Origin of the sequence: Pseudorhodoferax sp. LjRoot39, assembly GCF_964253035.1 — a bacterium.
Taxonomy (GTDB): domain Bacteria; phylum Pseudomonadota; class Gammaproteobacteria; order Burkholderiales; family Burkholderiaceae_C; genus Pseudorhodoferax.
Genome location: NZ_CAXUQL020000001.1, coordinates 4092282 through 4109845 on the forward strand (window position 1 = coordinate 4092282; position 17564 = coordinate 4109845).

Sequence of the window (17564 nt, forward strand, 5' to 3'; positions counted from 1 at the left end):
CAGGTCAATTCGGCAGGCCGACAAGTTGGCGGGCCATGACGACGCGCTGGATCTGGCCCGTGCCTTCGACGATGTCCAGCGCCTTGACGTCGCGGAACAGCTTCTCGATCAGGTGCTCGCCGCGGCCGCCGGCCAGGCCCAGCACCTCCATGGCGAAGGTGGTGGCGTCGAACGCGGCCGGCGGCGCGGCGGCCTTGGCGGCCGAGGCTTCGAGCATGTTTGCCTGGCGCTGGTCGGCCAGCCAGGCGGCCTTCACGGCCAGCAGCAGTGCACCCTTGAGCTTGCGGCGGTGCCGCTCGAGCCGGTCGCGCAGGCGCTGGTCGGCCCACAGGCCTTCGTCGCGCATCACCTGGGCGGCCTCGTCCAGTGCCGCGCGGCCGATGCCCACGGCCATGCCGGCAATCGCCGGGCGGCCGGCGTTGAAGGTGTTCATGGCGCCCTTGAAGCCGCCGGAGCGCTGGGTGTAGTAATGCTCTCCGCCCAAAAGGTTGGCGTGCGGCACGCGGCAGCCGGAGAGGAAGAACGAGGTGCTTTCGTAGGCCTTCAGCCCCATCTTCTTCTCGAGGCGGAAGTCGCCCATGCCCGGCGTGCCGCGCTCGATGACGAAGGCGCGGTGGCCGGCGCGGCCCAGCGCCGGGTCGACGGTGGCGAACACCACCACCCATTCGGCGCGGCCGGAGTTGCCCGAGAAGGACTTGGCCCCGTCGAGGACCCAGCCGTCGCCCTCGCGGCGCGCGCGGGTCTTGATGTTGGCCACGTCGGAGCCGCCCGAGGGTTCGGTCATCGCGAACGCGCCCCAGAGGGGCCGGGCCGGATCGACGAAGGGCGCGAGAAAGCGCTGCTGCTGCTCCGGCGTTCCCATGGCCAGAATGGGCGGCTCGCCCAGGCCCGGGCCCGGCATGGCTACGCCGATGCCGCGGTCCCAGTAGGCGCCTTCCTCGGCCAGCAGCACCTGTGTGACGGCGCTGGCGGCCTTGTTCGGCGCGGCCTGGGGATCTGCGGTGCTGCCGGGCGGGCGCCAGCGCGTGCGGCCGAAGCCCTCGGCCAGCATGCGTTCGAAGAACGGGTCGTCCACCGGCAGCGGTGCGCCGGCGCGGTCGGCGCGCAGGCCGGCGGGACGCATGTGCGCGCGCCCGAGCTGGCGCAGGCGGTCGATCTTGGCGGCCTGCTCGGCCGTGATGCAAAAGTCCATGCTCAATGCTCCGTGGCGGTCTGCAGGAAGTCGGGCAGGGTGGCGTCGGGCTGCAGGGCCTGCGGCAACGCGTCGTCGCGCGCCGCGTCGGCGCCGCCCAGCAGCAGGCCCAGCGCGCGCAGTTCGCGCAGGTGCTTTTCCACCGGCACGTCGCGCATGAAGCCGGCGCCGCCCAGGATCTGCACCGCGTTGGAGCCGATGAACAGGGCCGACTCGGTGGCCTCGACGAAGGCGCCCGCGGAAGCGGCCGGGCCGTCGGCCGCGGCGTCGACACGCCAGGCGGCCTCGTGCACGAGCTGGCGCGCGGCGTCCACCGCGATGTGCATGTCGGCGATCAGGAAGGCCAGCGCCTGGTGGTGAGCGATGGGCTTGCCGAAGGCCACGCGCTCCAACGCGTAGTGGCGGGCGTACTCGGCCGCGGCGTGCATCTGGCCGACCAGCAGGGCCGCCACGTGCAGCCGGGCATGGGCCAGGGCCTGGGCGGCGGCGGCGCGGTCGCTCCAGTGGCCCTGCACGGGCGCGGCCTGCAGCCGCAGTTCGCAGGCGCCCGCGCCACGCAGGCCGCTGCCGGGCACGGGTGCCGGCTGCAGCCCCTGGTCGACGAGCGTGAGCCCGTCGCGCGTGAGCACGGCCAGCAGGTCCACGCGCTCGGTCGGCAGCCAGGCCAGCGTGCCGCTCAGCGCCTGGCCGCTGCGCTGCAGTGCACCGCGGTGGTCGAACACCAGGCAGGCCCGCGCCCCCGGCGTGCGGGCCAGCCGCGCGGCGTGCTCGTGCAGCAGCGTGGGCCCGCCGAAGGCCAGCAGCGCATGCGCCACGCTGCCCATGGGCTGCAGCGCCAGCGTGGCGCCAGGGCAGCCGCCGGCCAGCGCCTCCAGCATGCGCGCGCGCGCCAGCGCGCCCATGCCGGCGCCGCCGCAGGACTCGGGCCAGTCGATGCGGTCGAAGCCGATGCCATCGGCCTCCTCGCGCAGCGCCGGCGGCACGCCGCCAGCGGCCTCGAACGCGCGCTGCTGCGGTGCAAGCCGCTCCTGTGCGAAGCGGCCGGCCGTCTCCAGCACCAGGTCCAGCGCCTCGTCGGTCGCGAAATCAAGCATCTGCCTGTCTCCTTGTTTTGGTCATAAAAACATGAATGTGTTTTTATTAAACCATGGATGTATTATTGATGTCGAAGTTCAAGCAACCAAGGAGACACAAGTGGGTTCAACGAGAAGACAGGTCTGCATCACCGGCCTCATGGGGTTGGCGGCCGGCCTGGCCGCCGCGCAGCCGGCGCCTTACCCGAACCGGGCGATCCGGATCGTGGTGCCCTTCACCGCGGGCAGCGGCTCGGACAATTCCTCGCGCTACTTCGGCGAGCAGATCGCCACGCTGCTGGGCCAGCCTGTGGTGGTGGAGAACAAGCCCGGGGCCAACGGCATCATTGCGCTGCAGGCCGTGAAGAGCGCCCCGGCCGACGGCTATACCGTGCTGCTGGCCAGCAACTCGCCGATGGCCGTGAACCCGCTGGTGCTGAAGGACCTGGGCTACGACTCGGTGAAGGACTTCAAGCCGGTCTCCGGCCTCACGCGCGGCATGAACGTGCTGCTGGTCTCCAACGACTCCAAGTTCGCCAGCATCGACGCGCTGCTGGCCGCCGGCCGCGAGCGCGCGCTCAACATGGGCACCTATTCGGCCGGCTACGAGCTGGCGGGCGCCTGGCTGTCCAGCGTCTCGGGCGCGAAGTTCATCAACGTGCCGTACAAGGGCCAGGCGCCCATCGTCACGGACGTGATCGGCAACCAGCTCGACTTCGCGCTGGTGGACCTGGGTGGCGCCATGCCGCTGATCAAGGGCGGCCGGGTGCGCGCGCTGGCCGTGACCGGCGAGGCCCGCAACGCCGACCTGCCCGAGGTGCCGACCGTGCGCGAGCGCGGCTTCGAGACCTACGTGCAGTACAGCTGGGTCTCGTTCTACGTGCACATGAACACGCCCGACGACGTCACCGCCAGGCTGGCCGGTGCGCTGCAGACCGCGCTGGCCGCGCCCGGCGCGCGCGATTTCGTGCGCAAGAGCGGCGCCGAGCTCATGGCCTACCCGCCCGAGAAGATGCGCGCCTTCCACCTGTCGGAGATCGAGCGCTTCCGCCACATCGCCCAGGCCGCTGGCGTGCGGCCCCAATGAACAAGGAGACCCCGATGAACTTCACCCGCCGCCGCATGACCCAGGCCCTCGCGCTGGGCGCAGGCCTGGCCGCGCTGCCCGTGCGCGCCGCCGGCTTTCCGGACCGGCCGATCCGCATGATCCTGCCGTTCTCGGCCGGTGGCGGCACCGACGAGAGCTCGCGCTCCTACGCCGACGAGTTGCAGAAGCTGCTGGGCGTGCCCGTGATCGCCGACAACCGGCCCGGCGCCAGTGGCCTGGTGGCCATCAACGCCTTGCTGTCCGCGCCCGCGGACGGCTACACCCTGCTGGTGGCCACCAACTCGCTGGCCGCGGTGAACCCCGTCATGCGCAAGGATCTGCCGTACGACGCTTTCAAGGATCTGCAGCCCATCCACGGCCTGCTCAACAGCGCGCCGGTGATCTCGGCGCCGCTGTCCTCGGGCAAGGAACCGCTCAAGCAGATGCTGCTGCGCGCGAAGAAGGAGGGGCGCGCGCTGTCCATCGGCAACTACTCCGAGGGCTACCAGCTGCTGGCCGCATGGATCGGCACGCTGGAAGGCGTGCCGGTGGTGCACGTGCCTTACAAAGGGCCGTCGCCGATGCTGGTGGACCTGGTCGGCGGCCGGCTCGACTTCGCCATCAGCGATCCGACCAGCGCCATGGAGCTGGTGCGCACCGGCAAGCTGCGCGGCGTGGCCACGGGTGGCGCCGAGCGCGAGCGCCAGATGCCCGACATGCCGACCATGATCGAGCTGGGCTATCCGGACTTCGAGACCTATGTCTGGTCCTCGCTGTTCGTACGTTCGGGCACGCCGCCCGAGATCGCGAAGAAGCTGGCCGACGCCGTGGGTGTCGCGCTGGTGGCGCCGGCCATCCAAGCGCGCAATGCCAACCGGCCCGGCACGCCGATGATGCTGGCGCTGGGCGCGCTCGGTGATTTCCAGCGACGCGAGTACGAGCGGTTCAGAAAAGTGGCCGACGCGGCGGGCATGGCCGCGCGCTGACGAGCTGCACGGACAGGATTTCCACCAGTTGGGTGAATCCAGGACTGCATAGGCTCGGTTAGCATCCGAAACATCTGTGTGACACCTTGCAGCGCGTCTTGACATGCCACTTGCCGGATCGCAAAAACTGACCGATGAGATGGGCTACTGCGTTGCACGCATCGAGTGCGACACGCCCACTGGCGTGCAGTGCGGCACCGGCTTCTTCTTCGCCTTCCAGCTGGAGAACGGCAAGCGCAGCCCCTGCCTGATCACGAGCCGACACGTGGTGCACGGCGCGCGCAGCGGCCGCTTCTTCATCACGCGCAAGGACGCCGATGGCCGGCTGCAGCCCCAGCAGCCGCTGGAATGCCGCATCCCCGATTTCGAGGACAAGTGCCATCCGCACCCCGATCCCTCGATCGACCTGGTGCTGGTGTTCGCCGGCGCCAGCCTGCAGGCCATCAAGGCCGAAGGCAACGACTACCACATCACCTACCTGTCGCGTTCGGCCATCCTGCCGCGCGAGCAGCGCGCCGAGCTGGCCCATCTGGAAACCGTGGCCGTGCTGGGCTATCCGCTGGGCCTGTGGGATCCACAGCAGCTGCAACCCGTGGCGCGCCTGGGCATCACGGCCACCCATGCCAACCTGCCGTATGGCGGTGCGCCGCAATTCCTGGTCGACGCCCCCTGCCACCCCGGCATGGGCGGCGCGCCGGTGTTCCTGTGCACGCCGGCCACCGCAGGCGAGGGGAGCATGCCAGCGCAGCGCTCGCCCGGCGTGGCCCTGCTGGGCGTGCTCTACGCGCAGCGCCATGCCCACTTGCAGGGCGAGACGGGGGTCGAGCCGCTGGTCGGCCGCATGCGTGCCGGCCGGCCCGTGCCGCCGACGCCTCTGCCGGGCCCGGCGCCGCTGGGCGCGGTGCTCAGCACCGACAAGATCCTGGATTTCGAGCCGCTGGTGCGGGCGATGATCCACGGCTACATCAGCAAGTACTGAACCTGGTTCGGCGCGGCCTCCATGGCCGGCATGGCGCCCAGGCCGCGCCTTGCAGAGCGCAGCAGGCTTCGGCGGGCCTACAATGAGGGAATAAGAATTCTTCTCATCCAGTGAATCCGCACCAGCCCCTGATCCAGTTCTACCAGCAGCACCATGGCTGGTTGCGCGGCTGGCTGCAGCGCCGGCTCGGGCATGCGGGCGATGCGGCCGACTTCGCGCACGACACCTACCTGCGCGTGATCGAGTCGCGCACCGTGCTGGAGGACATCCGTGAGCCGCGCGCCTTCCTGACCACCGTGGCGCGGCGCGTCATGGTCAGCCACCTGCGCCGGCGCGAGGTCGAGCGCGCCTACCTCGACGCGCTGGCCCACCTGCCCGAGAACCTCGCACCCTCTCCCGAGGAGCGCGCCATCGTGCTGGAGACGCTGCTGGAGATCGACCGCATCCTGGACGGCCTGCCGGCCAAGGTGCGCCAGGCCTTCCTGTGGGCCCAGCTCGACGGCCTGTCCTATGCCGAGATCGCCGAGCGGCTGGGCGTCTCGCTGAGTTCGGTCAAGCAGTACATGGCGCGCGCCATCCGCCAGTGCTATTTCCCCGAGGGCGTGACATGACGGCCACCCCGCTGCCGGCCGCCGTGGTCGATGCTGCCGTCGAATGGCTGGTGCACCTGTGGTCGGGCGAGGCCACCGACACCAGCCGTGCGCAATGGCGGCGCTGGCGTGCCGCGGACCCGTTGCACGAGCAGGCCTGGTGCCATGTCGAAACCACCGATGCGCGCTGGCGCACGGGCGCACCGGGCCTTTCCGCCGCCCTGGCCGGTCGGCCAGCGGCCCCGCAACGGCGTCGCGCATTGGGCGGCATGGCCGCGCTGGCCGTGGCCGGCCTGGCGGTCTACGCCGGCCGCGAGCAGATGGCCACGCGCGGCTGGCTGGCCGAGCTGCGCACCGCCAAGGGCGAGCAGCGCCGGCTGCAGCTGCCCGATGGCACGCAACTGCTGCTCAACACCGCCACCGCGCTCGACATCGACTTCAGCCCCACGCTGCGCCGGCTGCGCCTGCACACCGGCGAGCTGCTGATCGCCACCGCGCCGGACACGCAAGCGCCCGGGCGCCCCTTCGTGGTCGACACGCCGGTCGGCCGCGCGCAGGCGCTCGGCACGCGCTTCACGGTGCGCCACGACGCTGACGGACCCGCCGCCGGGGCCATGCAGGTCGCCGTCTTCGAAGGCGCGGTGGAGCTGCGTGGTGCGAGTTCCGTGCGGCACATCGCAGCCGGTCAGGCGGCCCAGCTGTCGGCCGGCAGTCCTGCCGCGGACTTGCCATCGCCCCAGGCGCCGGCCTGGGCCGACGGTGTGCTGGTGGCCTCCGACATGCGGCTGGACGCTTTCGTGGACGAGCTGCGCCGCTACCGGCCCGGCCTGGTGCAGCTGGCACCCGAGGTGGCCGGCCTGCGCCTGTCGGGCGTGTTCCCGCTGGCCGACACCGACCGCATCCTGCAGGCCCTGGTCCAGGTGCTGCCGGTGCAGGTGCATGTGCCGGTGCGCTACTGGGTGCGCATCGGGCCGACCTAGCGTCTGCACCTTTTCGCGCCTCGCGCGACAAGGAGGGGAGAGCCACCTTTTCCTCCTCCTTTCCCGAGCACCATGCCGACATTTCCCGCCACCACATTGGCCGCCGCACTCGCGGCCGTCTTCGCCATCGCCGGCCCGCTGGCCGCCCCTGCCGCACGGGCGCAGACCGCCGCGGCCCAGCCCGTGGCCTACAGCATCCCGGCCGGCCCGCTCGATGCCGCGCTGACTGCCTTCGCGCGCAGCTCCGGCGTGCTGCTGGCTTACCAGCCCGAACTGGTGCGCGGCCTGGCCAGCCCCGGCGTGCAGGGCCACCTGGCGCCCACGCAGGCCCTGGCCACGCTGCTGGCCGGCACCGGCCTGCAGGCCGTGGTGGCCGAGAACGGCACCTGGACGCTGCGCCGCGCCGCCGAGCCCGCAGCCGCCGCGCGCCCGGTGGCCGTCACCGGGGCTGCCGTCACCGCGCTGCCCGAAGTCCGCGTGACCGCCCAGGCCGAACGCGACGGCCGCACCGAAGGCACACAGAGCTACACCGCCGCCGGCCCCAGCGCCGCCGCCACCGGCCTCGCACTCACGCTGCGCGAGACGCCGCAGTCGGTCACGGTCATGACGCGCCAGCGCATGGATGACTTCCACCTGGAGACGCTGGCCGACGTGCTGGTGCAGACGCCCGGCGTGACCGTGAGCCGGCAAGCCGACATGACCACCTTCAACGTGCGCGGCTCCACGGCGAATCTGAAGATCGACGGCAACCGGCTGCTGTCCAGCGGCTGGGGCTGGAACAGCCACATCATGTATTCGCTGGACGACATGGCCGAGATCGACCGCGTCGAGGTGCTCAAGGGCTCGTCGGGCCTGGTCAACGGCGATGGCGCCTACGGCGGCACCGTCAACCTGATCCGCAAGCGGCCCACGCGCGAGTTCCAGGCCAGCGCCAAGGTCGGCGTGGGCAGCTGGAACACCTACCGCGCCGATGCCGACATCAGCGGCCCGCTCAACCAGGCCGGCACGCTGCGCGGACGCCTGGTGGCCGCGCACAAGGACGCCGACTCCTTCCGCGACCGCCAGCACAACCGCAACAGCACGGTGTACGGCACGCTGGAGGCCGATCTCACGGAGGGCACCGTGCTGGGCGTGGGCCTGACCTACAAGGAGCGCACGCTGCGCGGCGCCACCGGCACCACGCCGATCCAGGCCTTCTCGGGCGACGGCGTGGCGGTGGCGCGCATGCCGCGCTCCTACAACAACGGCGCCTCCTGGGCCGGCTACGACCAGGAATCGCTGGGCCTGTTCGCGCGGCTGGAGCACCGCTTCGCCGGCGGCTGGTCGGCCAGGCTGCAGCTGGCGCGCGACACCGTGCAGACGCCCGACATGCGCATCGGCTACCTGCGCTACGCGCTGCCGGGCCAGGTGCAATACAACCGCTACACCGACATCCACGACCGCAACGACAGCTTGAGCCTGGACCTGCAGGGCCCGTTCCAGCTGTTCGGCCGCCAGCACGACCTGCTCGTGGGCATCGGCAACACGCGCGCACGCACCACGCTGCTGCGCGGCGCCGGCGCGGCCGCGACGCTGGCCGCCGCCGGCGTGGCCTATGCCGACGGCGGTGCCGGCATCGCCGAACCGGACTGGAACAGCATGGCGTACTCCAACGACCTGTTCAGCCGCAAGAACCGGTACGTGTACGCCACCGGCCGCCTCAACCTGGCCGATCCGGTCAAGCTCATCGTCGGCGCGCGCGTGACCGACTACGACCAGAACGACGTGACCGACATCGGCTGGTACAACTACCAGATGCACGAACGCGGCGTGGTCACGCCCTACGCCGGCCTGGTCGTCGACGTGGCGCCCGACATCTCGGTCTACGGCAGCTATGCCAGCATCTTCAACGCGCAGAGCGCCAAAGACGCGTCCGAGCGCGCCCTGCCGCCCGAGCAAGGCAAGACCTTCGAGATCGGTGCGAAGGGCGAGTTCTTCGCCAAGCGCCTGAACGCCAGCCTGGCCTACTTCTGGATGCGCACCGACAACACCGCCGAGGAGGTGGGCCTGAACGACAACGGCGACAGCATCTACCGGGCCGTGGACGGCGTGATCCGGCGCGGCTACGAGCTGGAGCTCTCGGGCGAACTCGCGCGCGGCTGGCAGGCCCAGGGCAGCTACGTGATGAACGACAGCACCCTGAGCAGCGCCTCCACCACGCCCCAGCACCAGTTCAAGCTGGGCAGCAGCTACCGCTTCGCGGGCGGCGTGCTGCAAGGCCTGACGCTGGGCGGCGGCATGCGCTGGCAGAGCGCCATCTCGACGAGCCGCGGCGCGGCCACGCTGCGCCAGGACGCCTACTGGCTGTTCGACCTCATGGCCCGCTACCAGGTCGACCGTCACCTGAGCGTCACGCTCAACGTGGACAACGCCTTCGACAGGAAGTACTTCTCGGGCGTCACCAACTTCACGAGCCAGGGCCTGTTCTACACCTGGGGCGCGCCGCGCAGCGTGAACCTCGGCGTGCGCTACGACTTCTGAGAAGCCAGGCGCGGGTGCTGCCGGCGCAGCAAGAGGATGAGAATGGTTCTCGATAGAATGCGCCGCATCCATGAAGCGCGAACCGGTCACCATGCCGCCAGCGGACGGCGTGGCGGCCGACTGGTCGCCGGTGTCGGCCGGCCTGGCCAGCCTCTATCGGCGTTGGCGTCTGCCGCTGGTCCGCCTGTTGCAGGGCCGCCTGGGCAGCCGCGCCGATGCCGAGGACCTGGCACAACAGGTGTTCGCGCGCATGGCCGCCACCGGCCGCATGCCGCTGGCCGGCAAGGAGCAGGCCTACCTGGCCCGCTCGGCCACCCATGCCGGCATCGACGCGTGGCGTCGGCGCGGCGGAACGCAGGCCCTTGAGCTGGTCTCGGCGCAGGACTGCGGCGACGCGCTGCAGTCCCTGCCGGCCGATGCGGCCAGCGACCCGCTGGACACCGCCCACCACCGCCAGCAACTGGCCCGGCTCGATGCTGCGCTGGCCGAGCTGCCCGCGCGCCAGCGCGAAGCCTTCACGCTGCATGCCGTGGAAGGCCTGACGCAGGAGGACGTGGCGCGGCGCATGGGCATCTCGCTGCGCATGGTGTCGCGCCACATCGGCCGCGCGCAAGCGCATTGCGCGCTGCGGCTGCGTCACGGGCCGGCAGTGCCGCCGTCCAGGCCGTCCACGCGCCGCACGGCCCTGGCCCGCGGCGCGGCACTGGGGCTGCTGGGCTGCCTGGCGCTGGGCGGCGGCTGGCAGGCCTGGAAGGAGGTGCAGGAGCAGCGCCTGCATTTCGCCACCGGCCCGCGCGAGACACGCGAGGTGACGCTGCCCGACGGCTCGCAGCTCGCACTGAACGTCGGCACCCGGCTGGAGGTGCGCTATGGCCTGCGCCGGCGTGCGCTGGTGCTGGTGCAGGGCGAGGCCTTCTTCCGCGTGGTGCCGGACGCGCAGCGGCCCTTCAGCGTCGATGCCGGGCACAGCCGCGTGACCGTGGTCGGCACCGCCTTCAACCTGCGCATGGCGCCCGCGACGCTGGTGCTGCAGGTGCAGCAGGGCCAGGTCGAGCTGCGGCCCGACCTGCGCGCGGCCCAGGGCACCGTGCTGCGGCTGGGCCCGGGCACCGGCGTCGCCGTCGACGCCGCCACCGGCCGGCACCAGGCGGTGCCGGCCCCGGTCGAGGCGGTCGGCGACTGGCGCAGCGGGCACCTGCGCCTGCAGCGCATGCCGCTGGGCGAGGTGGCCCAGGAACTGGCCCGCTACCTGGGCCGGCCCGTGGTGCTGGCCAGCCCGGCACTGGCGCAGTTGCCAGTGTCGGGCTACCTGGCCACGGCGGCGCCCGAGGACTTCCTGGAGCTGCTGCCCGACCTGGTGCCGGTGCACGTGCGCCGCGAGGCCGGCGGCTGGAGCATCGCGCCGCGCTGAATTTTTTTCCGCGCGCAGGTTCGTGTTGCGCACCGATCGCGCGTCTTCCACAGCAACGGCCGGAATTCTCCGGCCGTCCGGCTGCCAGCCAACCGCCCCGGGACACCGAGGCCCAGCCAACGGCCGCACACCCGCGGCGCGCCCTGCGCGCCGCCACGGCAACCACAGGATGTGCAGATGCGGACACGCAGGATGGGGGGCGCGCGCGTGCGCGCGATGGAGCAGGCGGGCATGGCCCGCGGACAGTCGGCAGCGCTGCTGCTGAGCGGCGCGCTGGCCGTGCTGGCGGCGCCGCAGGTACAGGCGCAGCAGCCGGCGCAGTTCGAGATCGCGGCCCAGCCGCTGGCCGCGGCGCTGGGTGCCTTCGGCCGGCAGTCCGGCGCACAGCTGCTGTTCGACGAGGCCGAGGTCGCCGGACGCCGCGGCCAGACGGTGCAGGGCCTGCTGCTGCCGCGCGAGGCGCTGGCACGCCTGCTGGTCGGCAGCGGTGTGGCCATCGCCAGCGAACGCGCCGGCGGCTACGTGCTCAAGGCGGTGGCGCCGGCCGAAGGATCGGCAGGCGCGGCGCTGGCACCGGTCACGGTCAAGGCACAGGCCCTGTCCGACGGCACCACCGAGCGCAGCGGCAGCTACACCACGCGCTCCACGGCCACGGCCACCGGGCTGCCGCTGTCGATCCGCGAGACGCCGCAGTCCGTCAGCGTGATCACGCGCCAGCGCATGGAAGACCAGGGCCTGACTCAGCTGACCGACGTGGCGGCCCAGACCGCCGGCCTGGTCGTGGCCCAGGGCGGCAACGTCGGCTCGGACAGCTCGCCAATCTACTCGCGCGGCTTCGCGGTCGACAACTACATGGTCGACGGCATCAAGATGCTGGAGAGCTACTCCAGCATTTTCCAGAGCCAGGACATGGCCTTGTACGACCGCGTGGAGATCGTGCGCGGTGCCACCGGCCTCATGAACGGCTCGGGCACGGCCAGCGCGGCGATCAACATGGTGCGCAAGAAGCCGACGCGCGCGTTCCAGGCCTCGGCCCGCGTGGAGGCCGGCTCCTGGGACCACTACCGCGCCGACGTGGACGTGGGCGGCCCGCTCAACGCCGCCGGCAGCCTGCGCGGCCGCCTGGTGGCGGCGAAGCAGGACGCCAAGTCCTACATCGACCGGCTGCAGGAAGACCGCACCGTGCTGTATGGCGTGCTGGAGGCCGACCTGGCGCCGCACACGCTGCTGCGCGCCGGCCTGAGCGAGCAGCGCCACGACTCCACCGGCCATGCCCGAGGCGGCCTGCCGGCCTACTACAGCGATGGCACGCGCACGCACTGGGCCCGCTCCGACTCGGCCGCGCCGAACTGGTCGTACTCCAAGCGCCACAGCACCTCGGGCTTCGTCGCGCTGGACCGCGCGTTCGACAACGGCTGGGAGCTCCAGGCGACGGCCATGCGCACCGTCACCTTCTCCGATGAACTGGTCGGCTACGCCAGCGCCGGCAACCCGGTGCGCGAGACCGGGGCCGGCGTGGGCATCTGGGCCACGCACTGGGAGTACAAGCCGCGCCAGAACGTGCTGGCCCTGCAGGCCAAGGGCAGCTTCGGCCTGTTCGGCCGCGAGCACGACCTGGTGGTGGGCGCCACGCACGCACGCACCCAGCGGCACAGCCCGTCCTACACCAATTGGACCCATGCCGGCTGGAGCAACGCCATCGACAACATCACCACCTGGGACGGCAGCAGCCCCGCGGCGCCGCCCAACCCGGCCGTCGGCACCAACGCCATGGACGAGCGCAGCAACAGCGCCTTCGCCTCGGTGCGGCTGCGCGCCACGGATGCGCTGTCGCTGATCGCTGGTGCGCGCGTGACCGATTGGCGCCGCGGCACGGCCAGCACCAGCAACCGCACGGGCGTGACGACCACCACCTTGCTGCGCGAGACCGGCGAGGTGATTCCCTATGCCGGCGTGGTGTTCGACCTCGACGCGCACTGGTCGGCCTACGCCAGCTACACCACCATCTTCCAGGCGCAGAGCCAGAAGACCGTGGACGGCAAGTACCTGGACCCGCTGATGGGCAACAGCCGCGAACTGGGCATCAAGGGCGCCTTCTTCGACGACCGCCTGAATTTCTCGGCCGCGGTCTACGAGACGCAGGAGGACAACAAAGCCATCGCCATCACCGACACGTTTGCGCCCGATGGCGCGCAGGCCTATGAAGCCATGTCCGGCACCAGGAGCCGCGGCTTCGAGCTCGAGCTGGCCGGCCAGCTCGCGCGCGGCTGGGAGGTCTCCACCAGCTTCGCGCGCAACCAGACGCGCGACCGCCTGGGCGCACCGCTCAACACCAACGTGCCGCAGAGCGTGGCCAAGCTGTACACCTCGTACCGCCTGCCGGGCGTGGGCCACGGCCTGGTGGTCGGCGGCGGGCTGCGCTGGCAGAACCGGATCTACACCGACAACCTGGGACCGGCGCGGGCGACCTTCGTCCAGGGCGCGTATGCCGTGGTCGATCTGATGGCGCGCTATGCGCTCACGCCCAAGCTGCAGGTCTCGGTCAACCTGCAGAACCTGTTCGACAAGTGGTACTACACGAGCACCGGCAACAGCTACTACGGCGCGCCGCGCTCGGTGCGTGTGGCATTGGACTTGCGCTACTGAGGGCAAGCCGGCGGCGGGGCCGCATGCGCTGCCCATAATGCCGCGCATGCAAGCACCATCTTCTGCCGGCGCGCGCCCGCGCGTCGTCGTCGTCGGCTGCGGCTTCGGCGGCCTGGAGGCCGCGCGGGCGCTGGCCGGCGCGCCCGTAGCCGTGACCGTGGTCGAGAAGACCAACCACCACCTGTTCCAGCCGCTGCTCTACCAGGTCGCCACGGCCGGCCTGGCCGCGCCCTCGATCGCCGCACCCGCGCGGCTGCTGTTCCGGCGCCAGCCCAACGTAACCACCTTGCTCGGCGAGGTCACCGGCATCGACGCCGCGGCACGCAGCGTGCAGCTGGCCGACGGCGAACGCCTGGGCTACGACCACCTGATCGTGGCCGCCGGTGCCACGCACAGCTACTTCGGCCACGACGACTGGGCGGTGCACGCGCCCGGCCTCAAGACCCTGGCCGATGCCTTCGAGATCCGCCGCCGCGTGCTGCTGGCCTTCGAGGCGGCCGAGCGCGAACATGACCCGGCCAAGCGCCGCGCGCTGCTGACCTTCGTCGTGATCGGTGCCGGCCCCACTGGCGTGGAGATGGCCGGCACGCTGGCCGAGATCGCGCGCCACACGCTGACCGGCGAGTTCCGCCGCATCACGCCGTCCGATGCCGAGGTGCTGCTGGTCGAAGGCGGCGCGCGCGTGCTGCAGGCCATGCCGCCCGCGCTCAGCGAACGCGCGCGCGAGCAGCTGCAGGCGCTCGGCGTGCGCGTGCGGCTGGCGGCGCTGGTCACGCGCATCGATGCCGAGGGGCTGGACATCACGCTCGACGCCAACACGCCGCAGGCCCGCACCGAGCGCATCGCGAGCCGCTGCATCACCTGGGCCGCCGGCGTCGCGGCCTCGCCGCTGGGCCGGCTGGTCGCCGAGGCCACGGGCGCCAGCCTGGACCGCGCCGGCCGCGTGCAGGTGCAGCCCGACCTGAGCCTTCAAGGCCACCCCGAGATCAGCGTAGTCGGCGACCTGGCCGCCGCGATGAGCCATGTGCCCGGCCAGCCGCCCAAGCCCGTGCCGGGCGTCTCACCGGGCGCCAAGCAGATGGGCCGCTGCGCCGCGGCCAACGTGCTGGCACGCATTGCGGGCCGGGCCACGCAGCCCTTTCGCTACCGCGATTGGGGCAATCTGGCCACCATCGGCCGCCACTCGGCCGTGGCCGACGTGCCCACGCCGTTCGGCCCGCTGCGCTTTTCGGGCTACTTCGCCTGGCTGTTCTGGCTGTTCGTGCACATCTTCTTCCTGATCGGCTTTCGCAACCGGCTCATCGTGCTGATGGACTGGGCCAGCGCCTACTGGACCTTCCGCCGCCATGCGCGCGTGGTGCACGACGTGCAGGCGCCGCCCGGGCCGAAGTAGCTCAGCCGACGCCGGCCAGCAGCCGCGCCACGGCCGCCAGCACCGGCTGCGGCTGCTCGCGGTGCGGCACATGGCCGCAGCCCGGCAGCAGCAGCGTCTCGGCCGGGCCGGCCACGCCGGCGGCGATGCGGCGCGGGTGCACGAGCGAGCCGTATTCGTCGTCCTCGCCATGGATGGCCAGCACCGGGCAGCGCACGGCCGGCAGCACGGCGTGGATGGACCAGTCGGCGAAGGCGGGCGAGAGCCAGGTCCCGGTCCAGGCCTGGAGCACCCAGCGCGCCTTGTCGCCGTGGTAGCGGGCCAGGCGCTCGAGCTGCCCGGGCTCGGCGAACTGCGCCTTCGCCACGCGGATGCCTTCGAGCGTGCGGTCCTCGGCAAAGGTCTGCGCCGACTCGGTGACGAGCGCCGTGCAGCGTTCGCCGAACGCGGCCGCCGTCTCCACGGCCATGGCACCGCCCACGCTGTGGCCGAAGGCGACGAACCGTGCCATGCCCAGTTGCTCGGCCAGGGCCGGCACATGGGCCTGCGCCTCGTGGCGCACGAAGGCCGGCGTCAGCGTCTCGCCGCAGGCGTCGGACTGGCCGAAGCCGAGCCGGTCGTAGGCCACGACGCGCCGACCCGTCGCCTGCGCCAGTGCGGCCGGGAAGTCGCGCCACAGCGCCACGCTGCCCAGCGAGTCGTGGAACAGCAGCACGGGCGCGGTGTCGGCAGCGGCGCCCTCGGGCGTCCAACTGCGCGCGAACAGCCGGCCGGCCGCCGTGGCGACCAGGTGATCCGATGTCCTCATGCGGGATCGCGCACGTCGGCCACCGGGTTGGCGCCGAAGTCGGGCCGCGCCAGGTAGGCCAGCACGCGCGCCGCCGCCTCTTCGGGCGAGGTCAGCTGCCCGCCCGCATGCATCTTCGCGAAGTTGCCCTGGTCGGGGAAGTGCGCCACGTCGGCGCCGCGCAGCTGGGCCTGCATGTCGGTGTCGATCACGCCGGGCGCGAGCGCGCAGACCTTGGCACCGTTCGGCCGCGCTGCCTCGTCCAGCGCCAGGCAGCGCGTGAAGTGGTCCATGCCGGCCTTGGCCGCGCAGTAGGCCGATTGCGAGGCCTGGGCGCGCCGGCCCAGGCCCGAGGAGATGTTGAGCACGCGGCGCTGGCCGCTCCAGCCGCCCGTGGCGCCCAGGAAGGCGGCCGTGAGCTGCATGGGCGCTTCCAGGCCCACGCGCAGAGCGCGGGCCAGGTCGGTCGGGTCGGCGTCGCTGAGCGGCACCAGCGCAGGGATCACGCCGGCGTTGTTGATCAGCGTGGCGCTGGCCCAGCGCGCGCCGTGGTGGCCGCTGAGCCAGTGGTCCAGCCGCGCAGCCACGGCCGCGCCGTCGGCCAGGTCGGCCTGCCACTGCGTGCAGTGGGCGCCGCCCAGCTGCTGCAGTTCGGCGTTGGCCTGGCGTGAAATGCACAGCAGGTGCTGGCCTTCCTGCAGCAGCTGCCGGGCCATGGCCAGGCCCATGCCGCGCGAGGCGCCGGTCAGGATGGTGAGGTGGGAGGAGGTGGTCATGGCAGGGTCGGGAGCGGGGAGGCGGCCATGTTAGGCCAGCGCGGGCGCGACACCTGCGCAGGCGGCCCGGGGCGACACTGCGCGGTGACAAGACGCCAAGGAGACACACCATGCCGACATTCCGCCGCCAACTGCTCACCGCCGCTGCCCTGGCCCTCGGCGCGGCCGCCGCACTGCCCGCCTTCGCGCAGACTTGGCCCGACCGGCCCGTCCAGCTGGTCATCCCGTACCCGCCCGGCGGCAGCGCCGACCTCGTGGCGCGGCCGCTGTCGATCAAGCTGCAGGAGCGCCTGGGCCAGCCCGTGGTGCTGGAGTACAAGCCCGGCGCGGGCGGCACGCTGGCCTCGCAGTACGCGGCGCGCGCCAAGCCCGACGGCACTACCTTCATCATGGTGCTGGCCGCGCACGCCATCAACGCGAGCCTGTACCCCAAGCTGCCCTACGACACGCGCAAGGACTTCGCGCCGGTCTCGCTGGTGGCCAACCTGCCGCTGCTGGTCACGGGCAGCAGTTCGCTGAAGGCGCGCACGGTGCCCGAGCTCATCGCCGAGGCCAAGGCCAACCCCGGCAAGATCACCTTCGCCTCGGCCGGCAACGGCAACACCAGCCACCTGGCGGCCGAGTACTTCAGCACGGCGGCCGGCGTGAAGATGACGCACGTGCCCTACAAGGGCAGCGCGCCCATGGTCAACGCGCTGCTGGGCGGCGAAGTGAACCTGGCTTTCGACAGCGCCTCGACCTCGCTGCCGCACGTGAAGGCCGGCAAGCTGCACCCGCTGGCCGTGACCGGCGACCGGCGCATGCCCATGCTGCCCGACGTGCCGACCATGCAGGAGCTCGGCGTGCCCAACTTCGTGGTCAACGGCTGGTACGCCATCCTGGCGCCGGCCGGCACGCCGGCCGAGATCACCGAGCGGCTGAGCCGCGAGATCGCCACCGTGGTGGCGCAGCCCGAGATCCGCGCCCAGCTGGAGGCCAGCGGCTACCAGCTGGTGGGGTCCACGCCGGCCGCATTGGGCGCGCACATCGACGCCGAGCTCGCGCGCTGGGCCAAGGTGGTCAAGGACTCGGGCGCGCGCATCGATTGAGGCGCGCCGCGGAGCAGGGCCCCGCTCAGCCGGGCTTGTGCTGCGCCACGCGCCGGCTGTGGCCTGCAGCACGCGCG

Annotated in this window: 14 protein-coding genes; 10 read left to right on the forward strand and 4 right to left on the reverse strand. The window is 72.0% G+C overall.

What is annotated here, in order from left to right:
- Positions 1-4: 4 nt before the first annotated feature.
- Both ACSQ4M_RS19065 and ACSQ4M_RS19070 read right to left on the reverse strand, forming a co-directional pair.
- Complete coding sequence (locus ACSQ4M_RS19065; protein WP_436190995.1) at positions 5-1192, reverse strand: acyl-CoA dehydrogenase family protein; 1188 nt, start codon at positions 1190-1192, stop codon at positions 5-7.
- 2 nt (positions 1193-1194) lie between these two features.
- Positions 1195-2286, reverse strand: coding sequence for an acyl-CoA dehydrogenase family protein (locus ACSQ4M_RS19070; protein ID WP_436190996.1), 1092 nt, complete (start codon positions 2284-2286; stop codon positions 1195-1197).
- 100 nt (positions 2287-2386) lie between these two features.
- On the opposite strand from ACSQ4M_RS19070, the gene ACSQ4M_RS19075 reads away from it, so the two are divergent.
- The 9 genes from ACSQ4M_RS19075 (at position 2387) to ACSQ4M_RS19115 (ending at position 14857) form a co-directional block, all read left to right on the forward strand.
- On the forward strand, positions 2387-3352 hold the full coding sequence (locus tag ACSQ4M_RS19075; protein ID WP_436190997.1) for a tripartite tricarboxylate transporter substrate binding protein: 966 nt from the start codon (positions 2387-2389) through the stop codon (positions 3350-3352).
- A gap of 14 nt (positions 3353-3366) precedes the next feature.
- Positions 3367-4338 (forward strand): Bug family tripartite tricarboxylate transporter substrate binding protein, encoded by a 972-nt coding sequence (locus ACSQ4M_RS19080; protein WP_436190998.1) that lies wholly within the window; start codon positions 3367-3369, stop codon positions 4336-4338.
- Positions 4339-4441: 103 nt separating this feature from the next.
- Positions 4442-5317, forward strand: a complete 876-nt coding sequence (locus ACSQ4M_RS19085; RefSeq protein ID WP_436190999.1) for a S1 family peptidase — start codon at positions 4442-4444, stop codon at positions 5315-5317.
- Positions 5318-5427: 110 nt separating this feature from the next.
- Positions 5428-5928, forward strand: coding sequence for a sigma-70 family RNA polymerase sigma factor (locus ACSQ4M_RS19090; RefSeq protein ID WP_436191000.1), 501 nt, complete (start codon positions 5428-5430; stop codon positions 5926-5928).
- A complete protein-coding gene (locus ACSQ4M_RS19095) occupies positions 5925-6887 on the forward strand; it encodes a FecR domain-containing protein (protein WP_436191001.1) in 963 nt (320 codons plus the stop codon). Before ACSQ4M_RS19090 ends, ACSQ4M_RS19095 begins: the two co-directional genes overlap by 4 nt.
- Positions 6888-6959: 72 nt before the next feature.
- Entirely contained in the window at positions 6960-9407 is a 2448-nt protein-coding gene (locus tag ACSQ4M_RS19100; RefSeq protein ID WP_436191002.1) for a TonB-dependent siderophore receptor, read from the forward strand.
- Between the two features lie 70 nt (positions 9408-9477).
- Positions 9478-10818 (forward strand): sigma-70 family RNA polymerase sigma factor, encoded by a 1341-nt coding sequence (locus ACSQ4M_RS19105; RefSeq protein ID WP_436191003.1) that lies wholly within the window; start codon positions 9478-9480, stop codon positions 10816-10818.
- A 177-nt stretch (positions 10819-10995) separates the two neighbouring features.
- Positions 10996-13464 (forward strand): TonB-dependent siderophore receptor, encoded by a 2469-nt coding sequence (locus tag ACSQ4M_RS19110; protein ID WP_436191004.1) that lies wholly within the window; start codon positions 10996-10998, stop codon positions 13462-13464.
- Positions 13465-13510: 46 nt separating this feature from the next.
- Positions 13511-14857: an NAD(P)/FAD-dependent oxidoreductase gene (locus tag ACSQ4M_RS19115; protein WP_436191005.1), complete on the forward strand. Its 1347-nt coding sequence runs from the start codon at positions 13511-13513 to the stop codon at positions 14855-14857.
- Position 14858: 1 nt separating this feature from the next.
- Here the strand turns inward: ACSQ4M_RS19115 and ACSQ4M_RS19120 are convergent, their stop codons facing one another.
- Positions 14859-15644: an alpha/beta fold hydrolase gene (locus tag ACSQ4M_RS19120; RefSeq protein ID WP_436191006.1), complete on the reverse strand. Its 786-nt coding sequence runs from the start codon at positions 15642-15644 to the stop codon at positions 14859-14861.
- Positions 15641-16399 (reverse strand): SDR family NAD(P)-dependent oxidoreductase, encoded by a 759-nt coding sequence (locus ACSQ4M_RS19125; RefSeq protein WP_436191007.1) that lies wholly within the window; start codon positions 16397-16399, stop codon positions 15641-15643. The genes ACSQ4M_RS19120 and ACSQ4M_RS19125 overlap by 4 nt, the downstream gene beginning before the upstream one ends.
- A 110-nt stretch (positions 16400-16509) precedes the next feature.
- Between ACSQ4M_RS19125 and ACSQ4M_RS19130 the strand changes: the two genes are divergently transcribed.
- Positions 16510-17487 carry a tripartite tricarboxylate transporter substrate binding protein gene (locus tag ACSQ4M_RS19130; RefSeq protein WP_436191008.1) on the forward strand — a complete coding sequence of 326 codons (978 nt, stop codon included), beginning with the start codon at positions 16510-16512 and terminating at the stop codon, positions 17485-17487.
- Positions 17488-17564 lie beyond the last annotated feature (77 nt).

What these genes read in the sequence shown, in the direction of transcription:
- ACSQ4M_RS19065 (WP_436190995.1), bottom strand. Translation starts at nt 1,192, where the DNA reads ATGGACTTTTGCATCACGGCCGAGCAGGCCGCCAAGATCGACCGCCTG.
- ACSQ4M_RS19070 (WP_436190996.1), bottom strand. Translation starts at nt 2,286, where the DNA reads ATGCTTGATTTCGCGACCGACGAGGCGCTGGACCTGGTGCTGGAGACG.
- ACSQ4M_RS19080 (WP_436190998.1), top strand. Translation starts at nt 3,367, where the DNA reads ATGAACTTCACCCGCCGCCGCATGACCCAGGCCCTCGCGCTGGGCGCA.
- ACSQ4M_RS19085 (WP_436190999.1), top strand. Translation starts at nt 4,442, where the DNA reads ATGCCACTTGCCGGATCGCAAAAACTGACCGATGAGATGGGCTACTGC.
- ACSQ4M_RS19095 (WP_436191001.1), top strand. Translation starts at nt 5,925, where the DNA reads ATGACGGCCACCCCGCTGCCGGCCGCCGTGGTCGATGCTGCCGTCGAA.
- ACSQ4M_RS19100 (WP_436191002.1), top strand. Translation starts at nt 6,960, where the DNA reads ATGCCGACATTTCCCGCCACCACATTGGCCGCCGCACTCGCGGCCGTC.
- ACSQ4M_RS19105 (WP_436191003.1), top strand. Translation starts at nt 9,478, where the DNA reads ATGAAGCGCGAACCGGTCACCATGCCGCCAGCGGACGGCGTGGCGGCC.
- ACSQ4M_RS19110 (WP_436191004.1), top strand. Translation starts at nt 10,996, where the DNA reads ATGCGGACACGCAGGATGGGGGGCGCGCGCGTGCGCGCGATGGAGCAG.
- ACSQ4M_RS19115 (WP_436191005.1), top strand. Translation starts at nt 13,511, where the DNA reads ATGCAAGCACCATCTTCTGCCGGCGCGCGCCCGCGCGTCGTCGTCGTC.
- ACSQ4M_RS19120 (WP_436191006.1), bottom strand. Translation starts at nt 15,644, where the DNA reads ATGAGGACATCGGATCACCTGGTCGCCACGGCGGCCGGCCGGCTGTTC.
- ACSQ4M_RS19125 (WP_436191007.1), bottom strand. Translation starts at nt 16,399, where the DNA reads ATGACCACCTCCTCCCACCTCACCATCCTGACCGGCGCCTCGCGCGGC.
- ACSQ4M_RS19130 (WP_436191008.1), top strand. Translation starts at nt 16,510, where the DNA reads ATGCCGACATTCCGCCGCCAACTGCTCACCGCCGCTGCCCTGGCCCTC.